This is a genomic window from Paenibacillus protaetiae (assembly GCF_004135365.1).
GTDB lineage: Bacteria > Bacillota > Bacilli > Paenibacillales > Paenibacillaceae > Paenibacillus_AP > Paenibacillus_AP protaetiae.
In genome coordinates, this window is sequence record NZ_CP035492.1 from 3,339,346 (window position 1) to 3,363,150 (window position 23,805).

Annotated in this window: 20 protein-coding genes; 15 read left to right on the plus strand and 5 right to left on the minus strand. The window is 53.6% G+C overall.

The genetic code is table 11. The annotated features are described in order from the left end of the window. Nucleotides 1-72: 72 nt before the first annotated feature. Entirely contained in the window at nucleotides 73-690 is a 618-nt protein-coding gene (locus ET464_RS15475; RefSeq protein ID WP_165280025.1) for a TetR/AcrR family transcriptional regulator, read from the minus strand. Nucleotides 691-871: 181 nt separating this feature from the next. On the opposite strand from ET464_RS15475, the gene ET464_RS15480 reads away from it, so the two are divergent. Beyond that, entirely contained in the window at nucleotides 872-2,077 is a 1,206-nt protein-coding gene (locus ET464_RS15480) for a YhgE/Pip domain-containing protein (protein WP_129442369.1), read from the plus strand. A gap of 83 nt (nucleotides 2,078-2,160) precedes the next feature. Here the strand turns inward: ET464_RS15480 and ET464_RS15485 are convergent, their stop codons facing one another. Beyond that, nucleotides 2,161-2,901: an SDR family NAD(P)-dependent oxidoreductase gene (locus ET464_RS15485; protein WP_129444460.1), complete on the minus strand. Its 741-nt coding sequence runs from the start codon at nucleotides 2,899-2,901 to the stop codon at nucleotides 2,161-2,163. A gap of 362 nt (nucleotides 2,902-3,263) precedes the next feature. On the opposite strand from ET464_RS15485, the gene ET464_RS15490 reads away from it, so the two are divergent. Together ET464_RS15490 and ET464_RS15495 are read left to right on the plus strand one after the other, a co-directional pair. After that, entirely contained in the window at nucleotides 3,264-4,763 is a 1,500-nt protein-coding gene (locus tag ET464_RS15490; RefSeq protein WP_129442372.1) for a malate:quinone oxidoreductase, read from the plus strand. Nucleotides 4,764-4,924: 161 nt separating this feature from the next. Continuing rightward, the gene (locus ET464_RS15495) at nucleotides 4,925-6,088 is read left to right on the plus strand and encodes a major royal jelly family protein (protein ID WP_244226560.1); all 1,164 of its coding nucleotides are present in this window, start codon (nucleotides 4,925-4,927) and stop codon (nucleotides 6,086-6,088) included. Between the two features lie 316 nt (nucleotides 6,089-6,404). Here ET464_RS15495 and ET464_RS15500 read toward each other — a convergent pair whose 3' ends face one another. The 3 genes from ET464_RS15500 to ET464_RS15510 all read right to left on the minus strand — a co-directional run bounded on the left by ET464_RS15500 (nucleotide 6,405) and on the right by ET464_RS15510 (nucleotide 8,646). Beyond that, nucleotides 6,405-7,289 carry a pirin family protein gene (locus ET464_RS15500; protein ID WP_129442374.1) on the minus strand — a complete coding sequence of 295 codons (885 nt, stop codon included), beginning with the start codon at nucleotides 7,287-7,289 and terminating at the stop codon, nucleotides 6,405-6,407. Next, the gene (locus ET464_RS15505; RefSeq protein WP_129444464.1) at nucleotides 7,286-7,681 is read right to left on the minus strand and encodes a MarR family winged helix-turn-helix transcriptional regulator; all 396 of its coding nucleotides are present in this window, start codon (nucleotides 7,679-7,681) and stop codon (nucleotides 7,286-7,288) included. Before ET464_RS15505 ends, ET464_RS15500 begins: the two co-directional genes overlap by 4 nt. 344 nt (nucleotides 7,682-8,025) lie before the next feature. Beyond that, the gene (locus ET464_RS15510; protein ID WP_129442377.1) at nucleotides 8,026-8,646 is read right to left on the minus strand and encodes a TetR/AcrR family transcriptional regulator; all 621 of its coding nucleotides are present in this window, start codon (nucleotides 8,644-8,646) and stop codon (nucleotides 8,026-8,028) included. A 122-nt stretch (nucleotides 8,647-8,768) separates the two neighbouring features. On the opposite strand from ET464_RS15510, the gene ET464_RS15515 reads away from it, so the two are divergent. From ET464_RS15515 to ET464_RS15570, 12 genes are all read left to right on the plus strand, one after another. Next, a complete protein-coding gene (locus tag ET464_RS15515; RefSeq protein WP_129442380.1) occupies nucleotides 8,769-9,329 on the plus strand; it encodes a cysteine hydrolase family protein in 561 nt (186 codons plus the stop codon). 78 nt (nucleotides 9,330-9,407) lie between these two features. Continuing rightward, nucleotides 9,408-10,622, plus strand: a complete 1,215-nt coding sequence (locus ET464_RS15520) for a multidrug efflux MFS transporter (protein ID WP_129442383.1) — start codon at nucleotides 9,408-9,410, stop codon at nucleotides 10,620-10,622. A 112-nt stretch (nucleotides 10,623-10,734) separates the two neighbouring features. Then, the gene (locus ET464_RS15525; RefSeq protein ID WP_129442385.1) at nucleotides 10,735-11,205 is read left to right on the plus strand and encodes an HPP family protein; all 471 of its coding nucleotides are present in this window, start codon (nucleotides 10,735-10,737) and stop codon (nucleotides 11,203-11,205) included. A gap of 170 nt (nucleotides 11,206-11,375) precedes the next feature. Continuing rightward, nucleotides 11,376-11,924 carry a hypothetical protein gene (locus ET464_RS15530; RefSeq protein WP_129442388.1) on the plus strand — a complete coding sequence of 183 codons (549 nt, stop codon included), beginning with the start codon at nucleotides 11,376-11,378 and terminating at the stop codon, nucleotides 11,922-11,924. 215 nt (nucleotides 11,925-12,139) lie between these two features. Continuing rightward, nucleotides 12,140-13,276, plus strand: a complete 1,137-nt coding sequence (locus ET464_RS15535; protein ID WP_129442391.1) for a family 8 glycosyl hydrolase — start codon at nucleotides 12,140-12,142, stop codon at nucleotides 13,274-13,276. A gap of 93 nt (nucleotides 13,277-13,369) precedes the next feature. Next, nucleotides 13,370-14,953 carry a response regulator gene (locus ET464_RS15540; RefSeq protein WP_129442394.1) on the plus strand — a complete coding sequence of 528 codons (1,584 nt, stop codon included), beginning with the start codon at nucleotides 13,370-13,372 and terminating at the stop codon, nucleotides 14,951-14,953. A gap of 17 nt (nucleotides 14,954-14,970) precedes the next feature. Beyond that, nucleotides 14,971-16,746, plus strand: coding sequence for a cache domain-containing sensor histidine kinase (locus ET464_RS15545; RefSeq protein WP_129442396.1), 1,776 nt, complete (start codon nucleotides 14,971-14,973; stop codon nucleotides 16,744-16,746). Nucleotides 16,747-16,848: 102 nt separating this feature from the next. Next, the gene (locus ET464_RS15550; RefSeq protein WP_129442399.1) at nucleotides 16,849-18,579 is read left to right on the plus strand and encodes an ABC transporter substrate-binding protein; all 1,731 of its coding nucleotides are present in this window, start codon (nucleotides 16,849-16,851) and stop codon (nucleotides 18,577-18,579) included. Between the two features lie 102 nt (nucleotides 18,580-18,681). Continuing rightward, nucleotides 18,682-19,656, plus strand: a complete 975-nt coding sequence (locus tag ET464_RS15555; RefSeq protein WP_244226561.1) for an ABC transporter permease — start codon at nucleotides 18,682-18,684, stop codon at nucleotides 19,654-19,656. 17 nt (nucleotides 19,657-19,673) lie between these two features. Next, nucleotides 19,674-20,606, plus strand: a complete 933-nt coding sequence (locus tag ET464_RS15560) for a carbohydrate ABC transporter permease (RefSeq protein WP_129442402.1) — start codon at nucleotides 19,674-19,676, stop codon at nucleotides 20,604-20,606. Nucleotides 20,607-20,855: 249 nt separating this feature from the next. Next, on the plus strand, nucleotides 20,856-22,199 hold the full coding sequence (locus tag ET464_RS15565) for an MFS transporter (RefSeq protein ID WP_129442405.1): 1,344 nt from the start codon (nucleotides 20,856-20,858) through the stop codon (nucleotides 22,197-22,199). Between the two features lie 118 nt (nucleotides 22,200-22,317). Continuing rightward, nucleotides 22,318-23,784 (plus strand): protein adenylyltransferase SelO, encoded by a 1,467-nt coding sequence (locus ET464_RS15570; RefSeq protein WP_129442408.1) that lies wholly within the window; start codon nucleotides 22,318-22,320, stop codon nucleotides 23,782-23,784. Nucleotides 23,785-23,805: the final 21 nt, after the last annotated feature.

Consider the following 23,805-nt stretch of genomic DNA (forward strand, 5'->3'; position numbering starts at 1 on the left):
GGCTGCGAACCCTTCTGCCTATTAGGCGGAAGGGTTTTTGTTTGCGGCGGTATGCCTGCTTAAGCCGCCGGTTCAGGCGAATGTTTTATTGCGCAGCCCCGTAGCCGTCAACGGACCGTGATTGATCAGCCGCATTAAGATAAGCGCGATTTCCCGCGGCGATTCCTTCATGCCGGTCTCAAGCCAGCGGGTTACGACGCCGATGTTGGCGGAGGCCATATACGTAATCAAATACTCGCGCGGAACAAGCATGTCTTCATCCTTCGGCTGCCAGAATGCCAGCTTGGCAGTAAACAGCTCACGCATCGTATCATGGAACCTTGTCGCATACACCGGATCGCCTTTCGTCCCCAGCGTCACCCGCAAAAAACGGCCGTGACGGGCGAACTCCTCCAGCAGTGCAACCGTTTTGGGATAAGGTTCATCCCTTTCCGCATAATTCATCAGATCAAGCATATTCATTTCCTGGATCAGCGAACGGATCGTTTCAAAAACTTCATCCTGAATCTGCTTCAGCATGTCGGGCGCATCCCGGTAATGCAAATAGAACGTGCCGCGGTTAACGTCGGCTCGTGTTGTAATGTCGGTGACAGTCAGCTTGTCGACGCCTTTCTCTGTAATCAGCTCCAGCAGCGCCTGGCGGAGCAGCTGTTTCGTTCTGGCTTGTCGCCGGTCGATTTTGTCGGACATGATAACCTCCTGGCTTCCTGGAGAAAACGGCGGCGTTAATGAACATATCCGCCATGTGTGCTCACTACTTGACAATGTTCTTTTACATTGACGATTGAACTGCAGCTTACACCTATTATAATTAACGGTGTGACCAATAATCAACACGATGTTCATTAAGTGAGAAGAAGGAGAGAGCGGAGTGGCTATATTTAAACAGAAGTTATTATGGATAGGGCTTGTTGCCGTTTTTGTTGTCATGATGGTATTCGGCCTGGCCATGATGGGCTCGGTGCTTGGCGCGAAGCCGCAGCATTTGCCGGTTGCGCTTGTCGTAGAGGACAAGGCGGCTGCACGGCCTGACGGCAGCGCCTTAAATGTCGGGGAAGAGGTGAAAAAAAATCTGCTTTCGAATACGGCGCTGCCTTTTGAATGGCATGTCGTATCCACGGAATCGGAGGCGCGCGCGGGGCTCGACCGGCAGGATTATTACGGCGCGCTCCTTATTCCGCCCGATTTAAGCGCCGGTGTGCTTTCGCTTGCAACCGGGACGCCGCAGCCGGCAACGATTACGATTATTGGCAGCGACGGGGCGAATGCGCAGGCATCTGCGACGGTAAAGCAGGTGCTTGGACAAGTGGCGCAGGGCATTAGCGCGGGCTTGACCCAGCAGCTGCTTGGCCAGGCCGGGGCTTCCTCGGCTGTAATTCCGGTCAGCACGGCTCAAGCGATGATGAATCCTTTTGCCGTCACCCAAGAGACGGTGCATCCGGTGGGCGCTAACAACGCAAGCGGCAATGCGCCGGGCATGCTGACGCAAATTATGTGGATCGGCAGTCTGGTAGTGAGCATCATTCTGATGTTTGCCGCGAAGAAGGTTAACGCGGCGCCCGTGCGCCGTTTAGGCGTGCAGGCCGTTCAGCTTGTTGCCGGGGCGGTGTTTATTGCCGGCGTTTCCGGATACCTGGTCTGGATGGCGCATTCCTGGTACGGCATGGACTTTGCCGATGCCTCTCATACATGGCTGATCTTAATGCTGGCAGGCATCGCATTTTTTGCAGTGCAGTCAACGCTGCTGAACTGGCTTGGCATGCCGGCGATGCCGCTCCTTATTTTGCTGATGTTTTTCTCGCTGCCCGTCGTCAATATGGCGCCTGAATTTTTGCCGCAAACGACGCAAGACTGGTTGTACTCGTGGACGCCGTTCCGGTTCGTCGCTTCCGCGCTCCGGAACTCGTTGTACTTCAGCGGCGTGGACGTACCCGGCATCAGCCTGAAGGTGTTGTGGTCGATGTCGGGCATTGGCGCGGCGCTTGTGCTGGCCGCGGCTTTCAAGCCGCGCAAAGCTGCAATCGAAGCGCAGGGAAATAACAGCGGCGCCGCTTCGTCTGCAGCAAAAGGACAATAACGATCGCCGGCTGGCGATTGGCGAGCGAATAACAGCCCGTCCGGTTCCGCAGAGCGGTATGATGCTGCAGCCCGGATGGGCCGTTATAACGTTTGGCCGCTGTCTACCGTAATGATCTGGCCGGTCATCGCGTCCTGGCCCAGCGCGGCGCAGATCATAGCCGCGATATCCTCCGGCGTTGAGATCCGCTGCAGCGGCAGTCGGGGAGCGAGCCGGTTCATTTGCTCTTCTTTGCCGGCCCACCACCGGGTTGCGACGGCGCCCGGCACAATGCAGTTGACGCGGATTTCCGGAGCGAGCGCATGCGCCAGCGATTTGGTCAGCCCGTGAACGGCTGCTTTGGACACCGCATAAGGCAGCGAGGAGCCGACGCCGGTCGTTCCGGCAATGCTGCCCAGATTGACGATCGCGCCTCTGCTGTTTTTTCTCATATAAGGGGCGACCGCCCGCGCGCAATAAAACATGCCTTTCACATTAACGTCAAACAGGTCATCCCATACAGCTTCCGTCGCTGCCTCCAAGTCATTCAGCGGAATATGGCGGGTAATGCTTGCATTATTGACAAGCAAGTCAATGGTGCCGAACTGCCGGACAATCGTATCCACCATAAGCCGGACCTCTTCATCGCGGGATACATCCGCTTTCATGGCCGCCGCGGTGCCTCCGTCGCTGGTGATCAGCCGGACCGTCTCGTCTGCCTCGTTCTTGGAACGCGAGTAATTGACGATGACGACCGCCCCTTGTTTTGCCAGCGCGAGGCTGGCCGCCCGTCCGATTCCTGTGCCCCCGCCCGTTACGAGAGCCACTTTGTTCACAAAATCCATCATCTTCCGCTCCTTTCGTTTGCCGCAGCATACATTTATTGTATAAAAGAAGATGTCATTTGTATAATGAAACGAGCTGAATCCATTCGTTCCATTCTATTGAACGGAGCGGCCGGCAGCTTCAATCATGCGGCTGCGCCCGGGAGCGCTGTTTGAATATGTCCGCCCGCTGATGTAGACTTAGGGTAAGATTTCCAGCATGAATTATGGATACCTTAAACGATATAAAAAGTGCTATACTAGAATCAGGTTATATTGGATTAAGAGGTTGTATGATGAAACCGCGTTGAGCTGCCGGGGATGGATGGCAGCAGCGGTTGTTTATTTTGTTCAAATATTAGCATGTAAGGACGGACGGTAAAATGAGCGACAGACAAACCAATGCAGACGTTATCTTAATTGGTGCCGGAATCATGAGTGCGACTTTGGGGTCGCTGCTGAAGGAATTAGTACCGGACTGGAAAATTACAGTGTTTGAAAGCCTTGCAAGCGCAGGTGAGGAAAGCTCCAACGAATGGAACAATGCCGGAACGGGCCATTCTTCGCTGTGCGAGCTGAACTACACCGTCGAGAAACCGGACGGCACGATGGATATTAACAAAGCCATTAAGGTCAATGAAGAATTTCAGGTGTCCAAACAGTTTTGGTCTTATCTCGTCAATAGCAATTTGATCCGCAATCCCCGCGATTTTATTGTGCCGGTACCGCATATGAGTTTTGTTCAAGGGGAGAAAGACGTCACCTTTTTGAAAAAACGTTTTGAAGCGCTTTCCCGCAACCCGCTGTTTGCAGGCATGGAATATTCCGACGACCCTGCGAAGCTGGCGGAATGGATTCCGCTTATGATGAAGGACCGCGACGTGAACAAGCCGATTGCGGCGACAAGGAGCACTGCCGGTACAGACGTCAACTTTGGCGCTCTGACGCGTATGCTGTTTAACCATTTGAAGAGCAAAAACGTTGAATTGAAATATAAGCACCATGTTGAAGATTTGAAGCGGACAAGCGGCGGCCTGTGGGAAGTTAAAGTGAAGGATCTTGCCGGCGGCGGAACCGAACGCCATACCGCCAAATTTGTATTTATCGGCGGCGGCGGCGGAAGCCTTCATCTGCTGCAAAAATCCGGCATTCCGGAAGGAAAAGGCATCGGCGGTTTCCCGGTCAGCGGCTTGTTCATGGTATGCCAGAAGCCGGAGATCGTATCGAAGCATCATGCCAAAGTATACGGCCAGGCTCCGGTAGGCGCTCCGCCAATGTCGGTGCCTCACTTGGATACGCGGCTGATCGAAGGCAAAGAATCGCTGCTGTTTGGCCCGTTTGCAGGCTTCTCGCCGAAGTTCCTGAAAACCGGCTCCATGATGGATCTTATTACGTCCGTCAAGCCGCATAACCTGTTTACGATGCTGGCGGCCGGCGTCAAGAACGCTTCCTTGACCACGTATCTGATCAAGCAGGTGATGTTGTCCAAAGAACAGCGCATGCAGGAGCTGCGCCAATTCATTCCGGACGCTAACAGCGAAGACTGGGATTTGCTCGTTGCCGGCCAGCGCGTGCAAATTATTAAAGATACGGCAGCCGGCAAAGGCACGCTGCAGTTCGGCACGGAAGTGATCAGCGCGGGCGACGGTTCCATCGCCGCGTTGCTTGGCGCATCGCCGGGCGCTTCGACCGCCGTATCGGTTATGCTGGAAGTAATGGAAAGATGTTTCCCGCAGCACATGAAAGAATGGGAGCCGAAAATTAAAGAAATGATTCCTTCGTACGGCGTCAAGCTGCTGGAGCATCCGGAGCTGATCCGCGAAATTCAGACGACGACTTCCCGCACGCTTGGCATTAGCGGCGAGCTTCATCTTGTCCAATAACATGACAACAGTAACGGCCTTTGCTCCGGATGATCGGAGCAAAGGCCGTTTTAGGTTGCCTGTTAGGACCCCGCTAGGCGCATCCTTTCTTGTAATGGGCTGAACCCGCCGCTTGGCGCATATAGTGGATGGAATGATGCAAACGGGGCGGGGGATACAGGATGCGGACGGAGAACAGGGAAGCCGGCAGCTACGAGATGCTGTTTTATTGGAACCATCTCGATTGGCATTTCCCCAATGAACGGATGGAGCGGGAATTCCATTCTCATCAGTATTGGCGCAAATGCATGCCGGGGGGAGTAAAGACGGACCGGCAGGGTAATTATTATGTGTCTGTACCGCGCTGGGCGGAAGGCATTCCGGCTACGCTGAACCGGATTGTGTTGAAGCAAGGCAAGCCGGTGCTGGACGCCTTTCCGAGCTGGGAATGGAACCAGGCCGGGCATGTTCATGCCCTCCAATCGGTACTTGGGTATGAAATAGACGAGCATAACCGGATGTGGATACTCGATCAGGGCAAAATCAACTATGCGCCTTCGCCGGAAGGCTCGCAGAAGCTGATCGTCTGGGATTTGGACCGCAATGAACAGCTGGCGTCGTTTGTTATTCCGAATGACATTGCGCCTTACCGCACATCGTTTCTGAACGATCTTGCCGTCGATCATAAACATGGCTTCGTTTATATAACCGACTCGGGAAACGGGTGGCCGGACCATCCGGTTGATGCCGCCATTATTGTGTTTAACATGCGAACCGGCACATTCCGGCGTGTACTGGGCGGCCATTACAGCACGCAGGATTTTCCCGGCTTCCGGTTTGCGATTGATCTGCAGCCCGTCTATACGGGCAAGCCGCTCCGCATCGGCTGTGACGGCATCGCATTGTCCGCAGACCGTTCAACGCTTTATTATTGCCCGATTTCCGGGCGGAATTTGTATGCGGTGGACACGGCGCTTCTTATGGATTTTCATACGCCGCTCGAGGCTGTCGGCCGCGCGGTCCGGGCGATTGGCAGCAAAGGGACGACAACCGACGGCATGAATGCGGATAACAAAGGCAATATTTATTTTACGATGCTGGAAGAAAAGGGGGTTGGCTTGTACCAACCGGGAACGGGCGGCTTTTACCGGATCGTATCCGATGACCGGATGATGTGGGTGGATGGCCTTGCATTCGATCAGCGGGGTTCGATTATTTTTAACAGCAACCGGCTGCATCAGATGTTTAACGAGCCGGAACCGACGATAGATTGGTCGTACCCTTACAATCTGATCGTCTGGAGAATGTTTATCGGCAGCGATGTGAAGTCGTACTTATACGCTTAAAGCGGCGCAGCGGCGGGAACAGGCGAGTGCAGGCGGACAAAAAAAGGCGTTCCTGCGAAGCGGGAACGCCTTTTACCGTGTTTTGCAGAATGCGCGGAACACGCTGAAACCGGAAGCGTGGAGCAACTTGTTTTGCGCTGCGCGCAGTAAACGCGGGCGTGGTTGATAGCACGGGCGCGGAACACGCAGATGGCGCAGCTGCATGGGAGGAAGCGGCGCGGAGTGCGGCATTTTTCCAAGCTGCTCCCTGCACTGTGCCGCGCTTTGCACTATGCCGCGCCTTGCACTGTGCCGCGCCGCATCCGCTCAAAGTTGCTTAGAAATCCGGGTGGCCCATTTTGCCTTGCTGAAAGTCCTGGAACGCTTCGATCAGCTCTTCGCGGCTGTTCATGACGAACGGACCGTGCTGGAATACCGGCTCGTCGATCGGTTCGCCGCTAAGCACGATGACGAGCGTATCGTCGGTTTGCCCTTCAATGGCAATCGCCCCTTCGGTGTTGGCGAACAGAATGAAATCTCCTTCTGCCGCCTGCTGGCTGCCGTTAATAACCGCGCTGCCTCTCAGCACAAGCGCAGCCGTGTTGTACGATGCCGGAAGTGTAAATTCTGCTTTGCCCCCCTGCCGGAAGGCAATGTCGAACAGGTTCACCGGCGTGAAGGTTTCGGCCGGACCACGCACGCCGTTATATTCGCCGGCGATGACCCGCACTTCGCCGCCGTTATCCGGCAGCTCTTCGCGGCCCATGCCGCTTTTCAGCAATTCCTGGTAGCGCGGAGCATGCATTTTGTGGGCGCGGGGCAAATTAACCCATAGCTGAATCATATGGAACAGCCCGCCTCGGCGGGAAAACTCGCGTTCATGGTATTCTTTGTGCAGCAGGCCGGAGCCCGCGGTCATCCACTGTACATCCCCGGGACCGATAATGCCGTGATTGCCTTTGCTGTCATGATGCTCAATATAGCCGTCATAAGCGATCGTGACCGTCTCGAAGCCGCGGTGCGGATGCGCTCCGACCCCTCGTACGCGCTCGCTTGGCGGAAACTCGTACGGTGCATTGTAATCCAATAAAATAAACGGGCTGAAGCGCTGCCCCAAGTTGCTGCCGCCCGGAAAATAGTTCGACACCCGGAATCCGTCGCCTACCATATGGACAGGCGCTCCTCTAAACGTTCCTTCAATGCTGCGATATGTGGTAGTCATTGTTCATTCGCTCCTTTGCCTAATTGTTTCAGCAGCTCAATGGCCTGCTGTTTTTGCGCGCTGGACAGGCTTTGCATAATGGCGGTTAATTGCGACCTGTGCTGGGGAAAAATACGGTCAAACAGCCGGCGGCCTTCATCGGTCAATGCCGCATTAATGACTCTTCGGTCCTCGGCGCAAGGCATCCGCCTCACAAGCCCTTTGCCGGCCAGCTTGTCGATGTTGTAGGTCATCGTCCCGCTTGTAATAAGCACTTTGCCGCCAATTTGCTGAATCGGTATTTCGCCTTTGTTGTACAGCACTTCGAGAATGCCGAATTCGGTTACGGAGATGCCGTAGCTTTTAATATCTTTGGCGGCTTTGTCCATTACGCTTTTGTAAGCCTTCGACATCACGACGAGCAGCTTGAGCGACAGCTCTTCTTCTTCGGTTCCTTCTGACGGGACAGATGAATGGTTCGGCAACGGAAACGCCCCCTTATATATCTTCAGTTCAATTATCTTTGTTTCATTTATCTTGAATTGAAGATATAACAACGGCAGCGGTTTGTCAATCCTGTTGTCAATCACCCCGCAGCTGCTGGAATGTGCCGCCGGCCGCACCCGGCCGTTAAATTTCTGCCTGGTGCCGTTTCCAGCGGAAAGACAAAAACAGCGCCCCCTTTGTCGAATGCCGGGATTGGCGCTGTCTGTCCGATTGTTTGTTGATCGCTGCTTAAGCTTGGCGTAATCGTTCCTTAACGGAGCTGCTGAGGGAAGAAGGTTAAGCACAGCTGCTCCCAAATCTGCTCCGGCGTATAGCCGCGCCCGTCCCGCTGGAACAGGTATGAATCGCTGCTTAGCGCACTCAGCAGCATATCGGCGCGGAAGACGCTGTTGGCGCGCGGTTCGGCAGGCGGGGCGGCGAGCGCCATTTCGTCAAACAGCTGCACAATGAGCTGATGCAGCTCTTCGTAGACCGGCCCCCTCCCGCGGTTTTTCGGCCGGGAGCTGCCGGCTTCTTCGACTCCGGCGAGCAGCTGCGCCTTTTTTTCGCGGAAACGGAGGAACAGCGCGATCAGCCCTCTTAAACGTTCGCTCGGCGGGAGCGATTCGTTATCCGCTAAATAGGCTTCCAAATCATCAAAAAGCAGATCCAAATGATCTTTAATTAAATCGAGGCACAGCTCGCTTTTATTTTTATACCGGCGGTACAGCGTTCCCGGGCCGATCTTGGCTTCCGTTGCGATCTGGTTCATGCTGACCTGCTCCACGCCATGCTGGTCGAACAGCTTCAAAGCCGCGTTCAAAATTCGCTGGCGGTTGGCGGCGGCATCCCGCCGCTCCGTGCGAGTATTCGTTAGTTGGATGTCATTCACGGGTATCCCTTCCTTCTATCCTTGGCTTGGCGGATTGCTTGACAAGCGGAGATATCTCCGCTTAATATCAAGTGGAGAGGTCTCCGTTTAATAATACCATAATGAATAAGGAGTGAACATGAATGTCTCATCTGCATAAAGCAGCACTGCTGGTCATGGATTTGCAAAACGGGATTGTATCGCGGTTTGCGGACAACAATCTGCAGCCTTTTCAAAAAGCGATTGAAGCGGCGCGCCAGCATGATATTCCGGTTATTTACGTCCGGGTGGCTTTCCGTGAAGGATACCCGGAGACGTCGCTCCGGAATAAAGCATTTTCCCGCATTGCGCAATACGGCGGCATGACCGAGCTGGAGGAAGCTACCCAGATTCATGCGTCTGTTAAGCCGCAGCCAGGCGAGCTGGTTGTGGTCAAACGCCGCGTCAGCGCCTTTGCCGGCAGCGATTTGGAAGTGATTTTGCGCGCTATGCAAGTGGATACGCTGATTCTTACCGGAATTGCTACAAGCGGCGTTGTATTGTCCACGCTCAGAGAAGCAGCGGATAAAGACTTTGCGCTGACCGTATTGTCGGATGCATGCCTGGACGGCGACCCGGAAGTGCATCGCGTGCTGGTGGAGAAAGTATTCCCCCGCCAGGCTGAAGTCATGACCGTTGGAGAGTGGGCAGGCTCGCTGCAATAACATTGGAACAGGAATGAACGATGCGGACGCCTCGCCAGGATTAGACTGGTGAGGCGTTCCTTTGCTGGAGGGCTGCATATGCCGATATGGAGACGGAATTTGATCGTATGCTGGTTTGGCATGTTTGTGACGGGCGTCGGCATGAGCCAAATTGCGCCGGTGCTGCCGCTTTTTATTAGACAGCTTGGGGTTGACCATGCCTCCGCGGTATCGCAATATTCCGGAATTGCGTTTGGCATCACTTATATCGTCTCGGCTGTATTCTCGCCGATCTGGGGTTATGCCGCCGATAAAATCGGCCGCAAGCCGATGCTGCTGCGGGCAAGCCTCGGCATGGCGCTTGTTGTCGGCTGTATGGGTTTTGCGCATAACGTCTATGTGCTGATCGGGCTGCGCCTGCTGCAAGGCGTCATTACCGGCTACGGCACGGCATGCACGACACTGATTGCTACGCAGACCGACAAGGCGCATTCCGGGTACGCGCTGGGCACGCTGTCGACGGCCAATATTGCCGGCTCCCTGCTCGGACCGCTGATTGGCGGCTTTATTGAGGAAAACTTCGGCATGCAGAACGTCTTTTTTATTACAGGCGGGTTTATGCTGATCGCTTTCCTGACAACGCTGTTTTTCGTGAAAGAAACATTTGTCCGATCGGATAAAAAAGTGTTGAGCATGTCAGAAACATGGAGCCGTATTCCGGAAAAAAAACTGACGGTGATGCTGTTTATTACCTTTTTGGTTATTACGGTGGCGATGTATTCGGTGGAGCCGGTCATTACCGTCTATGTAGACGGGTTATCCCGCAGCTTGGGCCATGTGGCGCTGATCGCAGGCATTACGTTCTCCGCCTCGGGGCTGGCGAACATTTTTGCCGCGCCGCGTCTCGGGAAGCTGTCCGACCGGATCGGGGCGCACAAAGTGATGCTCGTTTCGCTTGCGGCGGCCGGCCTGTTATTTATCCCGCAAGCGTTTGTGCATAATGTATGGCAGCTGATGGCGCTTCGCTTCCTGCTTGGCTTAACCGTTGGAGGCTTGTCGCCTTCCGTGAATATATTGATGAAGAAAATTACCCCGTCTGCACTGACAGGCCGGATATTCGGCTTGAATATGTCGGCTGCTTATTTGGGTGTATTTGCCGGAGCGGCTATGGGCGGAGAAGTGTCGGCTTGGCTTGGCGTAAGGGATGTGTTCTATGTAACCGGGGCTTTGCTGCTCATGAATGCGGTGTGGGTTTATTTCCAAGTATTTAAGCCGCTGGAGAGCGGCAAGCAGACTGCTGGAACTTCGTCCTAATGGTGGGAGAATCGTTGACACCGTTCCTGTAAGTTTTATAGAATATAGCAGGCCGTCATTAGAAGGCTTCTCAAATGATCTAAAACTAGTAAGCAGGGACTGGTAGTTCAACATGAATATCAAAGTTATTGCTGTTGGCATTTATATTGCTTTTATTTATTGGCTGTCGCTGCATGTTTCGTTTCTGGACACCTTGTTTTTCCCGGCGCTTGGCGCGTTTGGCTTCTTGTTTGCGGCACGTTCGTTCCATTTGGCCGAATATTGTAAAATTACGCTGGGCGCAGTCGTTTCATCGTTGGCCGGCACGCTGCTGTATTTGATTTATCCCGGTACGGTTACATTGTTTATTAATGTGCTTTTTGCGATCTGGCTGATCAAGCGGATGAAATGGAATGCGCCTCCGATAGTGGCCGTTGCCATCATCCCGTTTTTCTCTCATTCTCCTTATCATGTTCTTGTTCCGGTCTCCGTACTCGTGTCGCTGGCAGGCTTGACGGCGCTTCTATATGCAGCGGAGCTGATTGCGGCGAGATGGCCGAAGACGGCTGCGGCGAAGCGGGAACAGCCGGACATGGCCGGATAAAGGAAGCAGATGCTCCGCAACGGATAGACGCTCAAGCGAGCGTCTTTTTTTTCTATCTTTTGGGATCGAAAATGATAGGTGATGGCAGTGCCAGGCCGTATGCTGCCGCCATACGATGTATGGAGCTGGCTCCGGCGGTCCTTATTGGAGCCTCAGAGAGGGGCAGTAGAATGGCTGAATCTAGCAAGTCGAATCGAAGAGTAGGATTGTCACCGCCTGAGGTGACGTATTACAATGAAATCAAATATTCCATCGGCCAAGACCCGCTTGTACGCGTAGGTCCGCTGCAGCAGCAGCCGGGCGGCATTTACAGCGTAACGTTAAGCGTTAAGGGGCAAAGCAAAGCGGTTGCGCTTGCAACGCTGATGGTACTCCGCAAACGGATAGGCAACTTACAATTTCAAGTAAACGTGGCGAACGCCGTCACCGGCAAAGCGGTCCGTCCGCTTGTACGGAAATTTGCGCCGGAACAAATCGTTAAGCTGTATACGATCGCCTTCCGCACGAATAAGCTGTTTAGCTTTGCGGCTGCAAGGGCTTTGTTTGGTTCCACTTTTGTTTATCCGGTGTTTAAAGTAAGCGTTGTCCAGTTCTTTAATGATGATTTGTCCGATTACTACAGCAATTACAACAACGTAGCGGCATTCGTATTCCGGGATGTGCTGCGGAGCTCCGTCAGCGGAACGCCAATCCAGTTCTCTACAGCTAACCAAAAGTAACCCGCACATGGAAAAAGGCAGCGTACATGCAGCTTTTCAAATACGGCTGCCTTTTTCTCACTTTTTGCGAAATTGTGATCCGTTTATGCCTATATTTGATAAGAGTCCTGTTTAAACAGTGTGCTATAATGTGCCTGAAATTCAGGGTCTTCTTGCCTATATTTTATGAAAGCGATTACAAAAACTGATCAAATACAGTTAAGGAGGAAGCGGCAATGGCACAAGCACAAGGCGCGTATGCAACCGGTTTGTACCGCAATGTATTTCAGGAGCTGGGATATTCGGAACGGGAAATTGAAGCAAGAGTACAGGACACTTGGGCCAAGCTGTTTGAAGGCCCGGAGGAAACCCGCATTTATTACGAAGCAGGCGGGGACATGGGGTATTTGCTTGACACGGGCAATCTGGATGTTCGGACCGAAGGGATGTCTTACGGCATGATGGCTGCGGTTCAGCTGGACCGCCAGGATGTATTTGACCGCATATGGAAATGGACGCATACATACATGTACATGACGGAGGGGGAGAATGCCGGTTATTTTGCATGGTCCTGCAATACCGACGGCACCCGCCGCTCGAACGGCCCGGCGCCGGACGGCGAGGAGTTTTTCGCCATGGCGCTGCTGTTCGCCTCCCATCGCTGGGGCGACCGGGAAGCGCCGTTCGATTATGGCAAGCAGGCGCGCGATCTGCTGCGGACCTGCCTGCATAAAGGAGAAGACGGCGTCGGCTATCCGATGTGGGATCCGCACCATAAGCTGATCAAATTTATTCCGAACTGCGATTATTCCGATCCGTCCTATCATTTGCCGCATTTTTACGAGCTGTTTGCGCTGTGGGCATATCCGGAGGACCGCACATTCTGGAAGGAAGCGGCAGAAGCAAGCCGCGCTTACCTGCGCCTGGCGTGCCATCCGGAAACAGGGCTGGCGCCGGAATATGCGCATTATGACGGAACGCCTAACGACTCGCGCGGCTACGGCAAATTTTTCAGCGACTCTTACCGGGTAGCGGCGAACGTCGGGCTCGACTATGAATGGTTCCGCGCGGATGAATGGCAGCCTGAGGAAGCCGGCCGGATCCAGGCGTTTTTTGCCGGTATCCCGCCTGAAGATTATCGGCGGTACACAATCAGCGGCGAGCCGCTGGAGGAAAAATCGCTCCATCCGGTCGGCCTTCTGGCGACCAATGCGGCGGCTTCGCTGGCAGCCGGCGGACCGAATGCCGAAGCGGCGGTAAGGCTGTTGTGGAATACGCCGGTCCGGACCGGCGTAAGAAGGTATTACGACAACTGTCTGTATCTATTCGCTGTGCTTGCTTTAAGCGGCCGTTACCGGATTTATATGCCGTAGCTTGGCGGCGCAGGCCATATAAGCCGGCAGGAATGAAAGCAGCCCGCGCCTGTGCGCGAGACGCAGGCGCGGCCCCAAAAAGGAGGTCCATTCATGTATAAAGTAATCTTGGTGGAAGACGAGATTTATGCAAGACAAGGGCTCCGCGATTTAATCAATTGGGAACGCTTAGGCTACGAGGTGGCAGAGGAAGCGGGAGACGGGGAGGAAGCGCTTCGGATCATTGCAGACACGAAGCCGGACTTGGTCATCACCGATATCCGGATGCCGGTGCTGGACGGCCTGGAGCTGATCCGGACCGTGCGGGATTCCGGCAATCATGAAACCAAGTTTATTATTATAAGCGGCTACGGCGACTTTAAATACGCCCAGCAGGCAATTAAGTTTGGGGTCAAAGATTTTATATTAAAGCCGATTGACGAAGACGAGCTGATGGATTCCTTAACCCGTCTGGCCGTCCAAATTAATAAGGACAAGATGAAGCTGGAAGAGCGCGCCGGCTACAGCCTCAAGGCGCTTGCCAGGCTGCTGCGGGGAGAAGCTGCGGAGGAGGAGCTGCGCGGCATTGCCGATTTGCTTGACTTGCAGCTGTCCGGCCGTTACGGCTATCTGATCGTCGAAATTAACGATCTTCCTAAACCCGGCGCAGGCGCTAATGCAGCAAAGGACCAAATCCAGCAATTCCGCCAGCTGATCGCCCAGACGGCTGCAGAGCTTGGTTTTGCCGCGGATCAGCAGCTGCATCTTCACGAACACCGGTACGGCGTATACGGCTTCCCGTTCAAAATTTCGTTCCATACCGGCAAAAGCGAGCGGGAGGATAAAGCAAGGAAGCTGGCGGAACGGCTGTCCGGGCAATTAGCCTTCCCTGTTCTTGCTTATTTGGGGACTGAAGTGGATCGGCTTGCGGACATTAACAATAGTTACGCCGCGGCTATGGAGCTGATGGACTACAAGTATGCTTATGCCGGGCGGCAGCTGCTTTCCTATGACCAGATCGGCGCCGGCGGGCTCCGTTATATCGAGTTTGAGGCGGCTGATTATGCGAGGCTGATGGAACAGCTGGAAGAGGGAAACCTGGAAGCGATGCATGCAAGCGTGGACTGGATATTCGAGGTCATCCAGCAAAAAGCGTTTGCGCCTGAAGCGGTTCAAAATGCGGTTGCCCGGTTTGTATTTGCCGTGATCGGCTCGATCCGGGCGATGCAAGGCGACGAGAACGAGCTTCAGTCGCTGGAGCCTGTGATGCAATGGCCGAACCAGCCGGTTACGCTGCAAGGCTTAAAGGAGCGGCTCAGCGCCTTTATGGAAGAAAGCGCGCTTATGGCCGCCGGCTTGCGCAAGAAAAACACAAGAAGCGACATGATGCGCATCAAAAGCTATATTGAGCAGCATTACAGCGAAGATATCAGCTTGAAGAGCATCGCCGCCAGCTTTTATATGAACCCGGCTTATCTCGGGCAGCTGTTCAGGAAGACGTTTGGCCTCTATTTTAACGATTTCCTGCTGCAGATTCGGATCGATAACGCCAAGCGGCTGCTCCGCCAGACGGAGATGCGGGTGTATGAAATCGCGCGCTGCGTAGGCTTCGATAATGCCGATTACTTTGTAAGCAAGTTTGAGAAGGTGGAAGGAAAAACGCCTACCGCCTACCGCAATAAGCTGCTTCCCAAATAAGTGTGCGGGGGTCATCTATGTTATTTAGCTTTAACAATATCCGCCTCCGGGGCAAGATGCTCATCGTCTATACCCTTTCCGTATTTATCCCGATTGTCGTAACCAACATCGTGTTCTACCAGGTGACAACCCATCACGTCAAGCAGCAGAAAACAAACGACATGTCCAAGGCGATGGAACAGATCCGCAACGATTTTCTGGCGCAAATCGATGTGGCGGTCGGCATTTCTTCCGTTTTGTATACGGATAATCTGCTGAATGACGCCATGGAAAAAACATATGAGTCGGCTACGGAATATGTCGACGCCTATTATTCGGAAATCAGCCCGACCTTATATCGTTACACCCCCATTTATAAAGCCATCCAAAATATTTCGATCTATACGAGCAATAATTCGATCATCGGCGGCGGAGGCATGCTTCCGATTACGAGCGAGGTCCGGAATCAGCTGTGGTACCAGGAAGCGATGAGCATGCCCGGCTCGCAGCCGATTGTGATCCGCAACGAAACCGAGACGTACAAAGGTCCGGAAATTACGTATACGGTCGCCCGCCGTTTGAACTATAACAAATATCAAAACTTTAGAAACAAAGTGCTGAAAATCGACATCAGCCTCGACACAGTCAGCAGCTTGTTCCAAAATACGACGCTGCAAGGCCATCTGTACTTGATTAATCCGGCCGGCCGGATCGATTTTACCAATGATCCCGATCTCGGCTGGAAAAGCAAGGACGTTTCGTTCGACAGCATTGCGATTCCTTCCGGCACGCTGGTGTTCAATCAATATTTTAATAATGTCGATTATTTGCGGGGCTGGCGTATTGAAGGCCTGTTTCCCGAGGACGAGGTGCTGAAGGACGTTCACCGTTCCCGCAACTTCGTGCTGTATTTGGCTATTCCGATTCTGGTTGTTCCTACGCTTGTCATCATTTGGTTCACGAGTTCGCTCAACGTCCGGATTGTGCGGATATTGAAGCATATGAAAAAAGTGCGCAATCATCATTTCGAGACGATTAATCAGGACCAATACCGGGACGAAATCGGGCAGCTGACGAATGAATTCAACCGGATGACGCTGCAGATCGGCAGCCTGATCGATGATGTGTACTTGGCTGACATCGAGCGCAAGGATCTGGAAATTAAGCGTAACCAGGCGCAGCTCCACGCGCTGCAAAGCCAGATTAACCCCCACTTCCTGTTTAACGCGCTGGAGACGATCCGGATGAGAAGCCTGCTGAAGAAGGAGCAGGAAACTGCCAAAATCATTCACAATATGGCAAAAATTTTCCGCAAATCGCTGTCCTGGGACCATGACTGGGTGTATGTGCGGGAAGAGCTGGAGCTGATCAACTGCTTCCTGGAAATTCAAAAGTACCGGTTCGGCGATAAGCTGGAGTACAAGCTGCACATTGATGAAGAAGCCTATGGTTGTATCATTCCGAAGATGGCGGTGCTGCCGTTTGTCGAAAACGCCAGCATTCACGGCATCGAGCCGCTCAAGGAGCAGGGTCTCATCGACCTCTCCATCCGGGTATGCGGCGACAAGCTTATTACAACAATCAAGGATAACGGGCTGGGCATCGAAGAGGAGCATCTGAACGAAATCCGCCGCTCGCTCGAAACCGAAGAGTCGATTGGCGATCATGTCGGCATCCGCAACGCGTATTACCGTTTAAAGCTGAACTACCGCGAGCAATTCAAGTTTGAGCTGGACAGTTCCAGAGACCAGGGGACGATTGTGACCATCGAACTACCTTGCCATCGGTACAGGGAACCAGATCAACAACTATGATTTTCAAAGTAGGGTATAAAGTTTACCGGGTTTCGGAGCAGCCGCTCTCTTATTAAAATGAAAGTGCTTACAAAAAAATAAATGAGAGGGGATTCAGACGACATGGTCGGTAAAAAGCTTTCGATACTAAGCTTGACCATTGCCTTGACCGCTACGCTTGCTGCCTGCAGCAGCAATAATAACGGCAACAGCTCCAGCAGCACCACTCCGGCATCAACAGCGCCTTCCAGCGATGCGAGCCCGTCCAGCTCGGCAAGCGCAGAGCCGAAAGAGGACTTGACGCCCGTCACCTTTACGTATTTTAACGCGAACTCCCAAGTGCCGGATATTGACTCGAACCAGACCGAAATCGGCAAAAAGCTGGAAGAGCAAACCGGCGTTAACTTCAAGCTGCAGTTCCCGGTCGGCGACGTGAATACGAAGATCGGTACGATGATCGCCAGCGGCGACTACCCGGACGTGCTTGCGCCGGATACCGCTATCGACAAAATTTTGGACGCCAAAGCGTTTATCCCGCTGAACGACCTGATTGATCAATACGGGCCGAACATTAAAAAGGTGTATGGTCCTTATTACAATCAAATGAAACAAGCGGACGGCAACATTTATTTCCTTCCGTTCTCTGCAGTTGTCGGCGACTATCAGCCGGCTCCGACGATTGAACAAGGCGCGTTCTTTATTCAACGCCGCGTGCTGAAGGAATTTGGCTATCCGAAAATCAAAACGCTGGACGAATATTTTGACCTGATCAAAAAATACAACGACGCGCATAAAGGCGACGACCTGACAGGCTTTACGTCGCTGACGTATGACTGGCGCACGATGGGCATCTTTAACGCGCCGATGCATCTGGCCGGTTATCCGAACGATGGCGACGTCATTGTCGATATGCAAACGCATAAATCCGACATTTATTCGGATGATGACAGCACGAAGCGCTGGCTGAAAAAGCTGAACGAAATTAACAACGAAGGGCTGTACGACAAGTCCTCTTTCGTAAACAACTATGACCAGTACCTGGCGAAAATCTCTTCCGGCAAAGTGCTCGGATTTTTCGACTACGAGTGGGAAGTGGACCAAGCGATTCAGAACATCCGCAAAACCGGCAATGATGATCTTGATTATTTGGCGCTGCCGGTCGTATTTGACCAAGATATTAAAGACCAATACCTTGATCCGAACTCGTTTGTTGACAACCGCGGCGTAGGCATCACGACCAGCGCAAAAGATCCGGTGCGGATTATCAAATACTTCGACAACATGTTGAAGGAAGAAAACCAAGTGATGATCCAATGGGGCTTCAAAGGCGAAAATTATGAAGTGGACGACAAAGGCCGCTTCTATCAAACGCCGGAAGAAATTGAAGCGCGCAAAGACAATGCAACGAACCAAAAGGTTGGCTTTACTTACTTCAACTACAGCTGGCCGATGTACGGTCTGGGCTCGACGCTCAGCGACGGCAACTCGCTTGCTGTAAACCGCCAGCCGGAAGTGGCGCAAGCCTCGTTTACGGAAGGCGACAAAAACATTTTGTCCAAATACGGCGTACAAACGTTCTCCGACCTGTTTGCGAAACCGGATGACCGTCCTTGGTACCCGGCATGGAGCATTGCCATTGAGCAAGGTTCGCCTGCTCAAATCTTCCAGCAAAAATCGAAAGACGTGAAGCTGAAATACTTCCCTAAACTCGTTCTGGCGAAGCCGGATCAATTCGACGGCATCTGGGACGAATACATCAAGGAATTCAGCAAGCTTGACGTGAAAGGCTTCGAAACGACGATGGATGGATTAATCGCCGACAAAATCGCAAAGGTGACGGGCAGCAGCAACTAACCGCGCGGCGATCACGTAAGAGGTCGGGCCTTGAAAGCAAGGCCCGGCTTTCCTACATCGTACCGGCTAGTTGGGGAACCGTTACTTGAGGAGGAAATAGCGATGCGTAATGAAACAGTCACGACAGAAGCAAGCCCGCAGGCCGTGCTGCAGCCAACCGGGATTAAACGTTTTTTTAAACTGATGATGAGGCAGAAGGCGCTGCTTGCCATGTCTTTGCCTTTTGTCATTTGGGTATTTGTATTCAAGTATGTTCCGCTCTGGGGATGGACGATTGCGTTCCAGCATTATCGCCCGAATCTGGGCATGTTCCAACAGGAGTGGATTGGCCTCGACCAGTTCCGCTTTTTGTTTGCAGACGATTCCTTTATCCGCGTGCTGCGCAATACGATTGCGATGGCTGTCATCAAGCTGGTGCTTGGTTTCGTTACCGCCATCGTGCTGGCTATTTTGCTGAATGAGATTCGTATTATCGTATTTAAGCGTTTCGTACAAACGATCAGTTACTTGCCGCACTTTATATCATGGGTTGTGGCGGCCAACCTGATTTCGACGGCTTTATCCATTGATGAGGACGGTATTATCAATAAAGTGCTGATGTGGCTTCATATTATTAACGAACCGGTCCTGTGGCTTGGGGTTGGTCACTACTTTTGGGGAATTCTCGGCATCTCCGAAGTTTGGAAGGATGTCGGTTGGAATACAATTGTATATTTAGCGGCTATGACGATGATAGATCCTGCTCAATACGAAGCGGCTGAAATAGACGGCGCCAGCCGGTTCCAGCGGATATTGCGCATTACGCTGCCAGGGCTGAAGCCGGTCATTATTATTTTGCTGATTATGAATCTCGGCAATATTTTGGAGACGGGCTTTGAACCGCAATATTTGATGGGCAACGGGATGAATGCGGACTTCTCCGAAAACCTCGAAATATTCGTGCTGAAATACGGGATATCGATGGGCAACTTCTCACTTGCGACCGCAGCCGGCATTTTTAAAACGGTGGTCAGCTTTATTCTGTTGTTCTCGTCAAACGCCATCGCGAAGCGAATGGGCGAAGAGAGACTGTTTTAGAAAGAGAGGAGAAAACGATGCAAACCACGACACCGGTGAAAAAAGTGCACAAACGGTTTGGTTCGCCCAGCGACCGTATATTCGATACGTTAAACGTCCTATTCCTTGTATGCCTGGCCATCGTTACGCTGTATCCATTCGTCAATACGCTGATGGTATCGCTTAATGACGCCAGCGACTCGATCCGAGGCGGCATTTATTTGTGGCCGCGCCAGTTCAGCTGGGGAAACTATCATTACGTATTTAAAGAAGCGACCATTATCCATGCGACAATGATTTCTATCCTTCGTACCGTCATCGGCACGGTGGTTACGGTATTTGCTTCGGCCATGGTGGCCTATACGATCAGCCGGCCGGAGTTCGTGCTTCGCAAATTCGTGACCGTGATGTTCGTGCTGACGATGTATTTGAACGGCGGCTTAATTCCGAACTACTTGCTAATCCGCGATCTGGACATGATCGGCAGCTTCTGGGTGTATATCGTTCCGGGCATTATCGGCGTCTTTAATATGATCGTCATCCGCTCCTTTATCGAAGGGCTGCCGGAAGGCATTATCGAGTCGGCCCGGATGGACGGAGCAGGCGATTTCCGCACCTTCATGCAAATCGTGCTTCCGCTTGCGCTGCCGGCGCTGGCAACGGTTGCGCTGTTTACGGGCGTCTACCAGTGGAACTCCTGGTTTGACGTATTCCTGTACAACTCCCAGAAGCCGGACCTGAGCACGCTGCAATACGAGCTGATGCGCATGCTGGCCAACTCGAACTCCAACTCCTCGATGACGGCAGGATCGGCTTTCGCCAACAGCGGCAACGGCAACGCCAACTATGTTACGCCAACCTCGATCCGGGCAACGATGACGATTGTGGCGAGCGTGCCGATGATTATCGTCTATCCGTTCCTGCAAAAATATTTTGTTAAAGGCATGACGCTTGGCGGGGTGAAAGGATAAGTTTACAGTTATGCTGCATAACGCCAAATGGAATGGTCAAGCTGCAGGAAATTGCAGCGTGAGCAGGTATAAAATAAACAGCGTTCCGGATTACTCCGGAACGCTGTTTATTTTGTGCGTGCTGGCCGAAACTAGCGGAGGGCAGAGGCCAGCCGTTCGGAGCGGACAAATTGAACCTCCGGTTGAAAAGGAGTACACTAAGAACGGATTTTATGTCCGGCCAGAATACAGCTTAAGAGTGGTGCAGCTATGAACGATAAAGTGGTCATGCCTTTATGGATGTTTGGTTTGTTTATTGTTGTTATGAACACAACGATGTTTAACGTGTCGATTCCCGATATTATTCGGGATCTTCATATTTCGGCGGACCTCGGATCGTGGATCGTATCCGGGTATTCGATTGGATACGCGCTGACAACGGTGATTTACAGCCGGCTGTCGGACAGTGTTCCCGTACGCAAGCTGGTGGCCGTAGGCTTATCGATATTAGGCTTGTCTTCGGTGCTTGGTTTGTTTGCGCACAGCTTTAGCCTGCTGCTTGCCGCCCGGATTTTGCAGTCGGCCGGAGCGGGCGTTATGGCAGGCCTCGGGCTGGTGCTGGTCAGCCGGTATATTCCGTCCAGCCGGCGGGGCCGGGCGATTACGATGATTACGGCGGGCAGCGCGATGGCGTTTGGCTTCGGGCCGATAGCGGGCGGCCTGATCAGCAAATATTGGGGCTGGAACGGCTTGTTTGGCGTAACCTGCCTTGTCCTGATTATGATTCCCGTCCTGCTGCGGTTTCTGCCTAAGGAGCAGCCGCAGTCCGCTTCTTTCGACAGCATCGGGGCGCTGCTGATTGTGGTGAACACAACTACGCTGCTGCTTGCGGTCATGAAGCTGTCTTTCGTTTGGCTCGCGGTCAGTCTGCTGTCTCTTGCCGCGCATGCGTGGCATATGCGCATCCGGAAGGAGCCGTTTATTAATCCGAAGCTGCTGCGGCAGCCGGGTTACGGCAAGCTGGTGGCGATCGCTTTTTGCACAGGTGTCGTGAATATGGGCAACCTGTTCCTAATGCCACTTGCGCTTGCCCAGCTGTTTAGCAAAGACGCGATGGTAATTGGCTTTATGATCGCGCCGGGCGCGATTTTGTCCGCCGCCTTGTCCCGGTCGTTTGGCAAATGGATTGACCGGTACGGCAATTGGAAGTTTCTCATGCTTGGCCACGGGTTGATCGGCGTTGTGCTGATTGTATTTTCACTGGTGCTGTCACCTTCGCCGTACGTTATCGTTGGCGGTTACATGCTGTTCTCCTCGGCGTATTCGTTTACGACGGCGGCGTTGAACAATGAATCGACACAGCTGCTGCCCAAAACTTATATCGGCTCGGGCATGGGGCTGCAGCAGCTGATCCAGTTTTTTGGCGGATCGGCTTCGGTGGCGGTATGCGGCCTGATGCTGGAGCATATGAGCTCGCTTCGGCCGGCGCATGCTTATGAGCATGTGTATCAGCTGCTGACGGCGGTATGTGGAGGCTCGTTTCTGCTGCTCGTCTGGTATATGGCCGGCAAGCGAAACGGCGCAGTGAAAGCACAACCGGCACAGGCCGGCTAGAGCAGACAGCTCTTAAAGACAGCCCGCAAAGACGGTATCCCCCGTTTGCTAGAAGAAGGAACATTGGAGGGCAGGAGCAGGAATGGTTGATCAATTCATAAAGGGGCGGAATGAACGAATGGCAACAACGATCGGATGGCGGTTCGACAACAGCTACACCCGGCTGCCGGAGCTATTGTTTACGCGGCATAACGCAACACCGGTGCAGGCGCCGCAGCTGGTAGTCGTGAATGAAGCGCTGGCGGCATCGCTTGGTTTGGACAGCGAAGCGCTTCGCAGCACGGAAGGGGCGGCGGAGCTGGCCGGAAACCGGGTGCCGGATGGAGCGGAACCGCTTGCGCAAGCTTATGCCGGCCATCAGTTCGGCCATTTCAACCGGCTGGGCGACGGGCGGGCGCTGCTGCTCGGCGAGCATCTAACGCCGGCAGGCGCAAGGGTCGACATTCAGCTGAAAGGCTCCGGCCGCACTCCTTATTCGCGGGGCGGCGACGGCCGGTCGGCGCTTGGGCCGATGCTGCGCGAGTACATCATGAGCGAAGCGATGCATGCGCTGGGCATTCCGACAACGCGCAGCCTGGCGGTTGCGGCTACCGGCGAGCCGGTATACCGGGAGACCGTGCTGCCTGGCGCGGTATTGACCCGTATTGCTGCAAGCCATATCCGTGTCGGCACGTTCCAGTATGCGGCTGCATGGGGGACGGAAGAAGACGTGAAGGCGCTGGCCGATTATACGATCCGCCGGCATTATCCGGAGCTGGAGCAGCGGGCGGATCGTTATTTGGGCCTGTTTGAAGAGATCGCCAGCCGTCAGGCTTTGCTGATCGCGAAATGGCAGCTGGCCGGCTTTATTCACGGCGTCATGAATACCGATAATATGGCGGTTAGCGGGGAAGCGATCGACTACGGCCCATGCGCGTTTATAGATGCATACGATCCGGCAACGGTATTCAGCTCCATTGATTCGGAAGGCCGTTACGCCTACGGCAACCAGCCGCGGATTGCGGCCTGGAACTTGGCGCGTTTTGCCGAGACGCTGCTGCCTTTGCTGCATCGGGACGAGGAGCAGGCGATTTCTCTGGCGCAAGCTGCGCTGGACGGTTTCGCCGACCGGTTCCGGCACGAATGGCTGGCCGGCATGCGCGCGAAGCTGGGAATGTTCGGCGAGGAGCCGGAAGACGAAGCCATCATCGAAAGCCTGCTCATCCTGATGAAAAAACATCGTGCAGATTATACCGGCACTTTCCTGACGCTTACCTTGGGCAAGCCGGAGGCGGAGGACGGCCTATTCGCCGACGATCCGGACGGCAAGCAGTGGTACCAGCTTTGGCAGGAAAGGCTTGGGCGTCAGCCGCAGCCGCTCGCGGAAGCCCGCGAACGGATGCGACGCAGCAATCCCGCTGTTATTCCGCGCAACCATCTGGTAGAAGCGGCGCTTGATGCCGCTGTGGAGCGGGATGATTACAGCGTCATGCACCGGCTGCTTGAGGTTCTGGCGGAGCCTTATGCGCACCGGCCGGAGCAAGCGGAATATGCGAAACCGCCGGCAGAACCGGACCCGGGCTACCGTACCTTTTGCGGTACATAACGCCTATATAGAAAAGCTGCC

Coding starts and splice junctions, on each gene's coding strand:
- ET464_RS15475 (WP_165280025.1), bottom strand. CDS start 690: ATGTCCGACAAAATCGACCGGCGACAAGCCAGAACGAAACAGCTGCTC.
- ET464_RS15485 (WP_129444460.1), bottom strand. CDS start 2,901: ATGGATTTTGTGAACAAAGTGGCTCTCGTAACGGGCGGGGGCACAGGA.
- ET464_RS15490 (WP_129442372.1), top strand. CDS start 3,264: ATGAGCGACAGACAAACCAATGCAGACGTTATCTTAATTGGTGCCGGA.
- ET464_RS15495 (WP_244226560.1), top strand. CDS start 4,925: ATGCGGACGGAGAACAGGGAAGCCGGCAGCTACGAGATGCTGTTTTAT.
- ET464_RS15500 (WP_129442374.1), bottom strand. CDS start 7,289: ATGACTACCACATATCGCAGCATTGAAGGAACGTTTAGAGGAGCGCCT.
- ET464_RS15505 (WP_129444464.1), bottom strand. CDS start 7,681: ATGTCGAAGGCTTACAAAAGCGTAATGGACAAAGCCGCCAAAGATATT.
- ET464_RS15515 (WP_129442380.1), top strand. CDS start 8,769: ATGTCTCATCTGCATAAAGCAGCACTGCTGGTCATGGATTTGCAAAAC.
- ET464_RS15520 (WP_129442383.1), top strand. CDS start 9,408: ATGCCGATATGGAGACGGAATTTGATCGTATGCTGGTTTGGCATGTTT.
- ET464_RS15525 (WP_129442385.1), top strand. CDS start 10,735: ATGAATATCAAAGTTATTGCTGTTGGCATTTATATTGCTTTTATTTAT.
- ET464_RS15530 (WP_129442388.1), top strand. CDS start 11,376: ATGGCTGAATCTAGCAAGTCGAATCGAAGAGTAGGATTGTCACCGCCT.
- ET464_RS15535 (WP_129442391.1), top strand. CDS start 12,140: ATGGCACAAGCACAAGGCGCGTATGCAACCGGTTTGTACCGCAATGTA.
- ET464_RS15540 (WP_129442394.1), top strand. CDS start 13,370: ATGTATAAAGTAATCTTGGTGGAAGACGAGATTTATGCAAGACAAGGG.
- ET464_RS15545 (WP_129442396.1), top strand. CDS start 14,971: ATGTTATTTAGCTTTAACAATATCCGCCTCCGGGGCAAGATGCTCATC.
- ET464_RS15550 (WP_129442399.1), top strand. CDS start 16,849: ATGGTCGGTAAAAAGCTTTCGATACTAAGCTTGACCATTGCCTTGACC.
- ET464_RS15555 (WP_244226561.1), top strand. CDS start 18,682: ATGCGTAATGAAACAGTCACGACAGAAGCAAGCCCGCAGGCCGTGCTG.
- ET464_RS15560 (WP_129442402.1), top strand. CDS start 19,674: ATGCAAACCACGACACCGGTGAAAAAAGTGCACAAACGGTTTGGTTCG.
- ET464_RS15565 (WP_129442405.1), top strand. CDS start 20,856: ATGAACGATAAAGTGGTCATGCCTTTATGGATGTTTGGTTTGTTTATT.
- ET464_RS15570 (WP_129442408.1), top strand. CDS start 22,318: ATGGCAACAACGATCGGATGGCGGTTCGACAACAGCTACACCCGGCTG.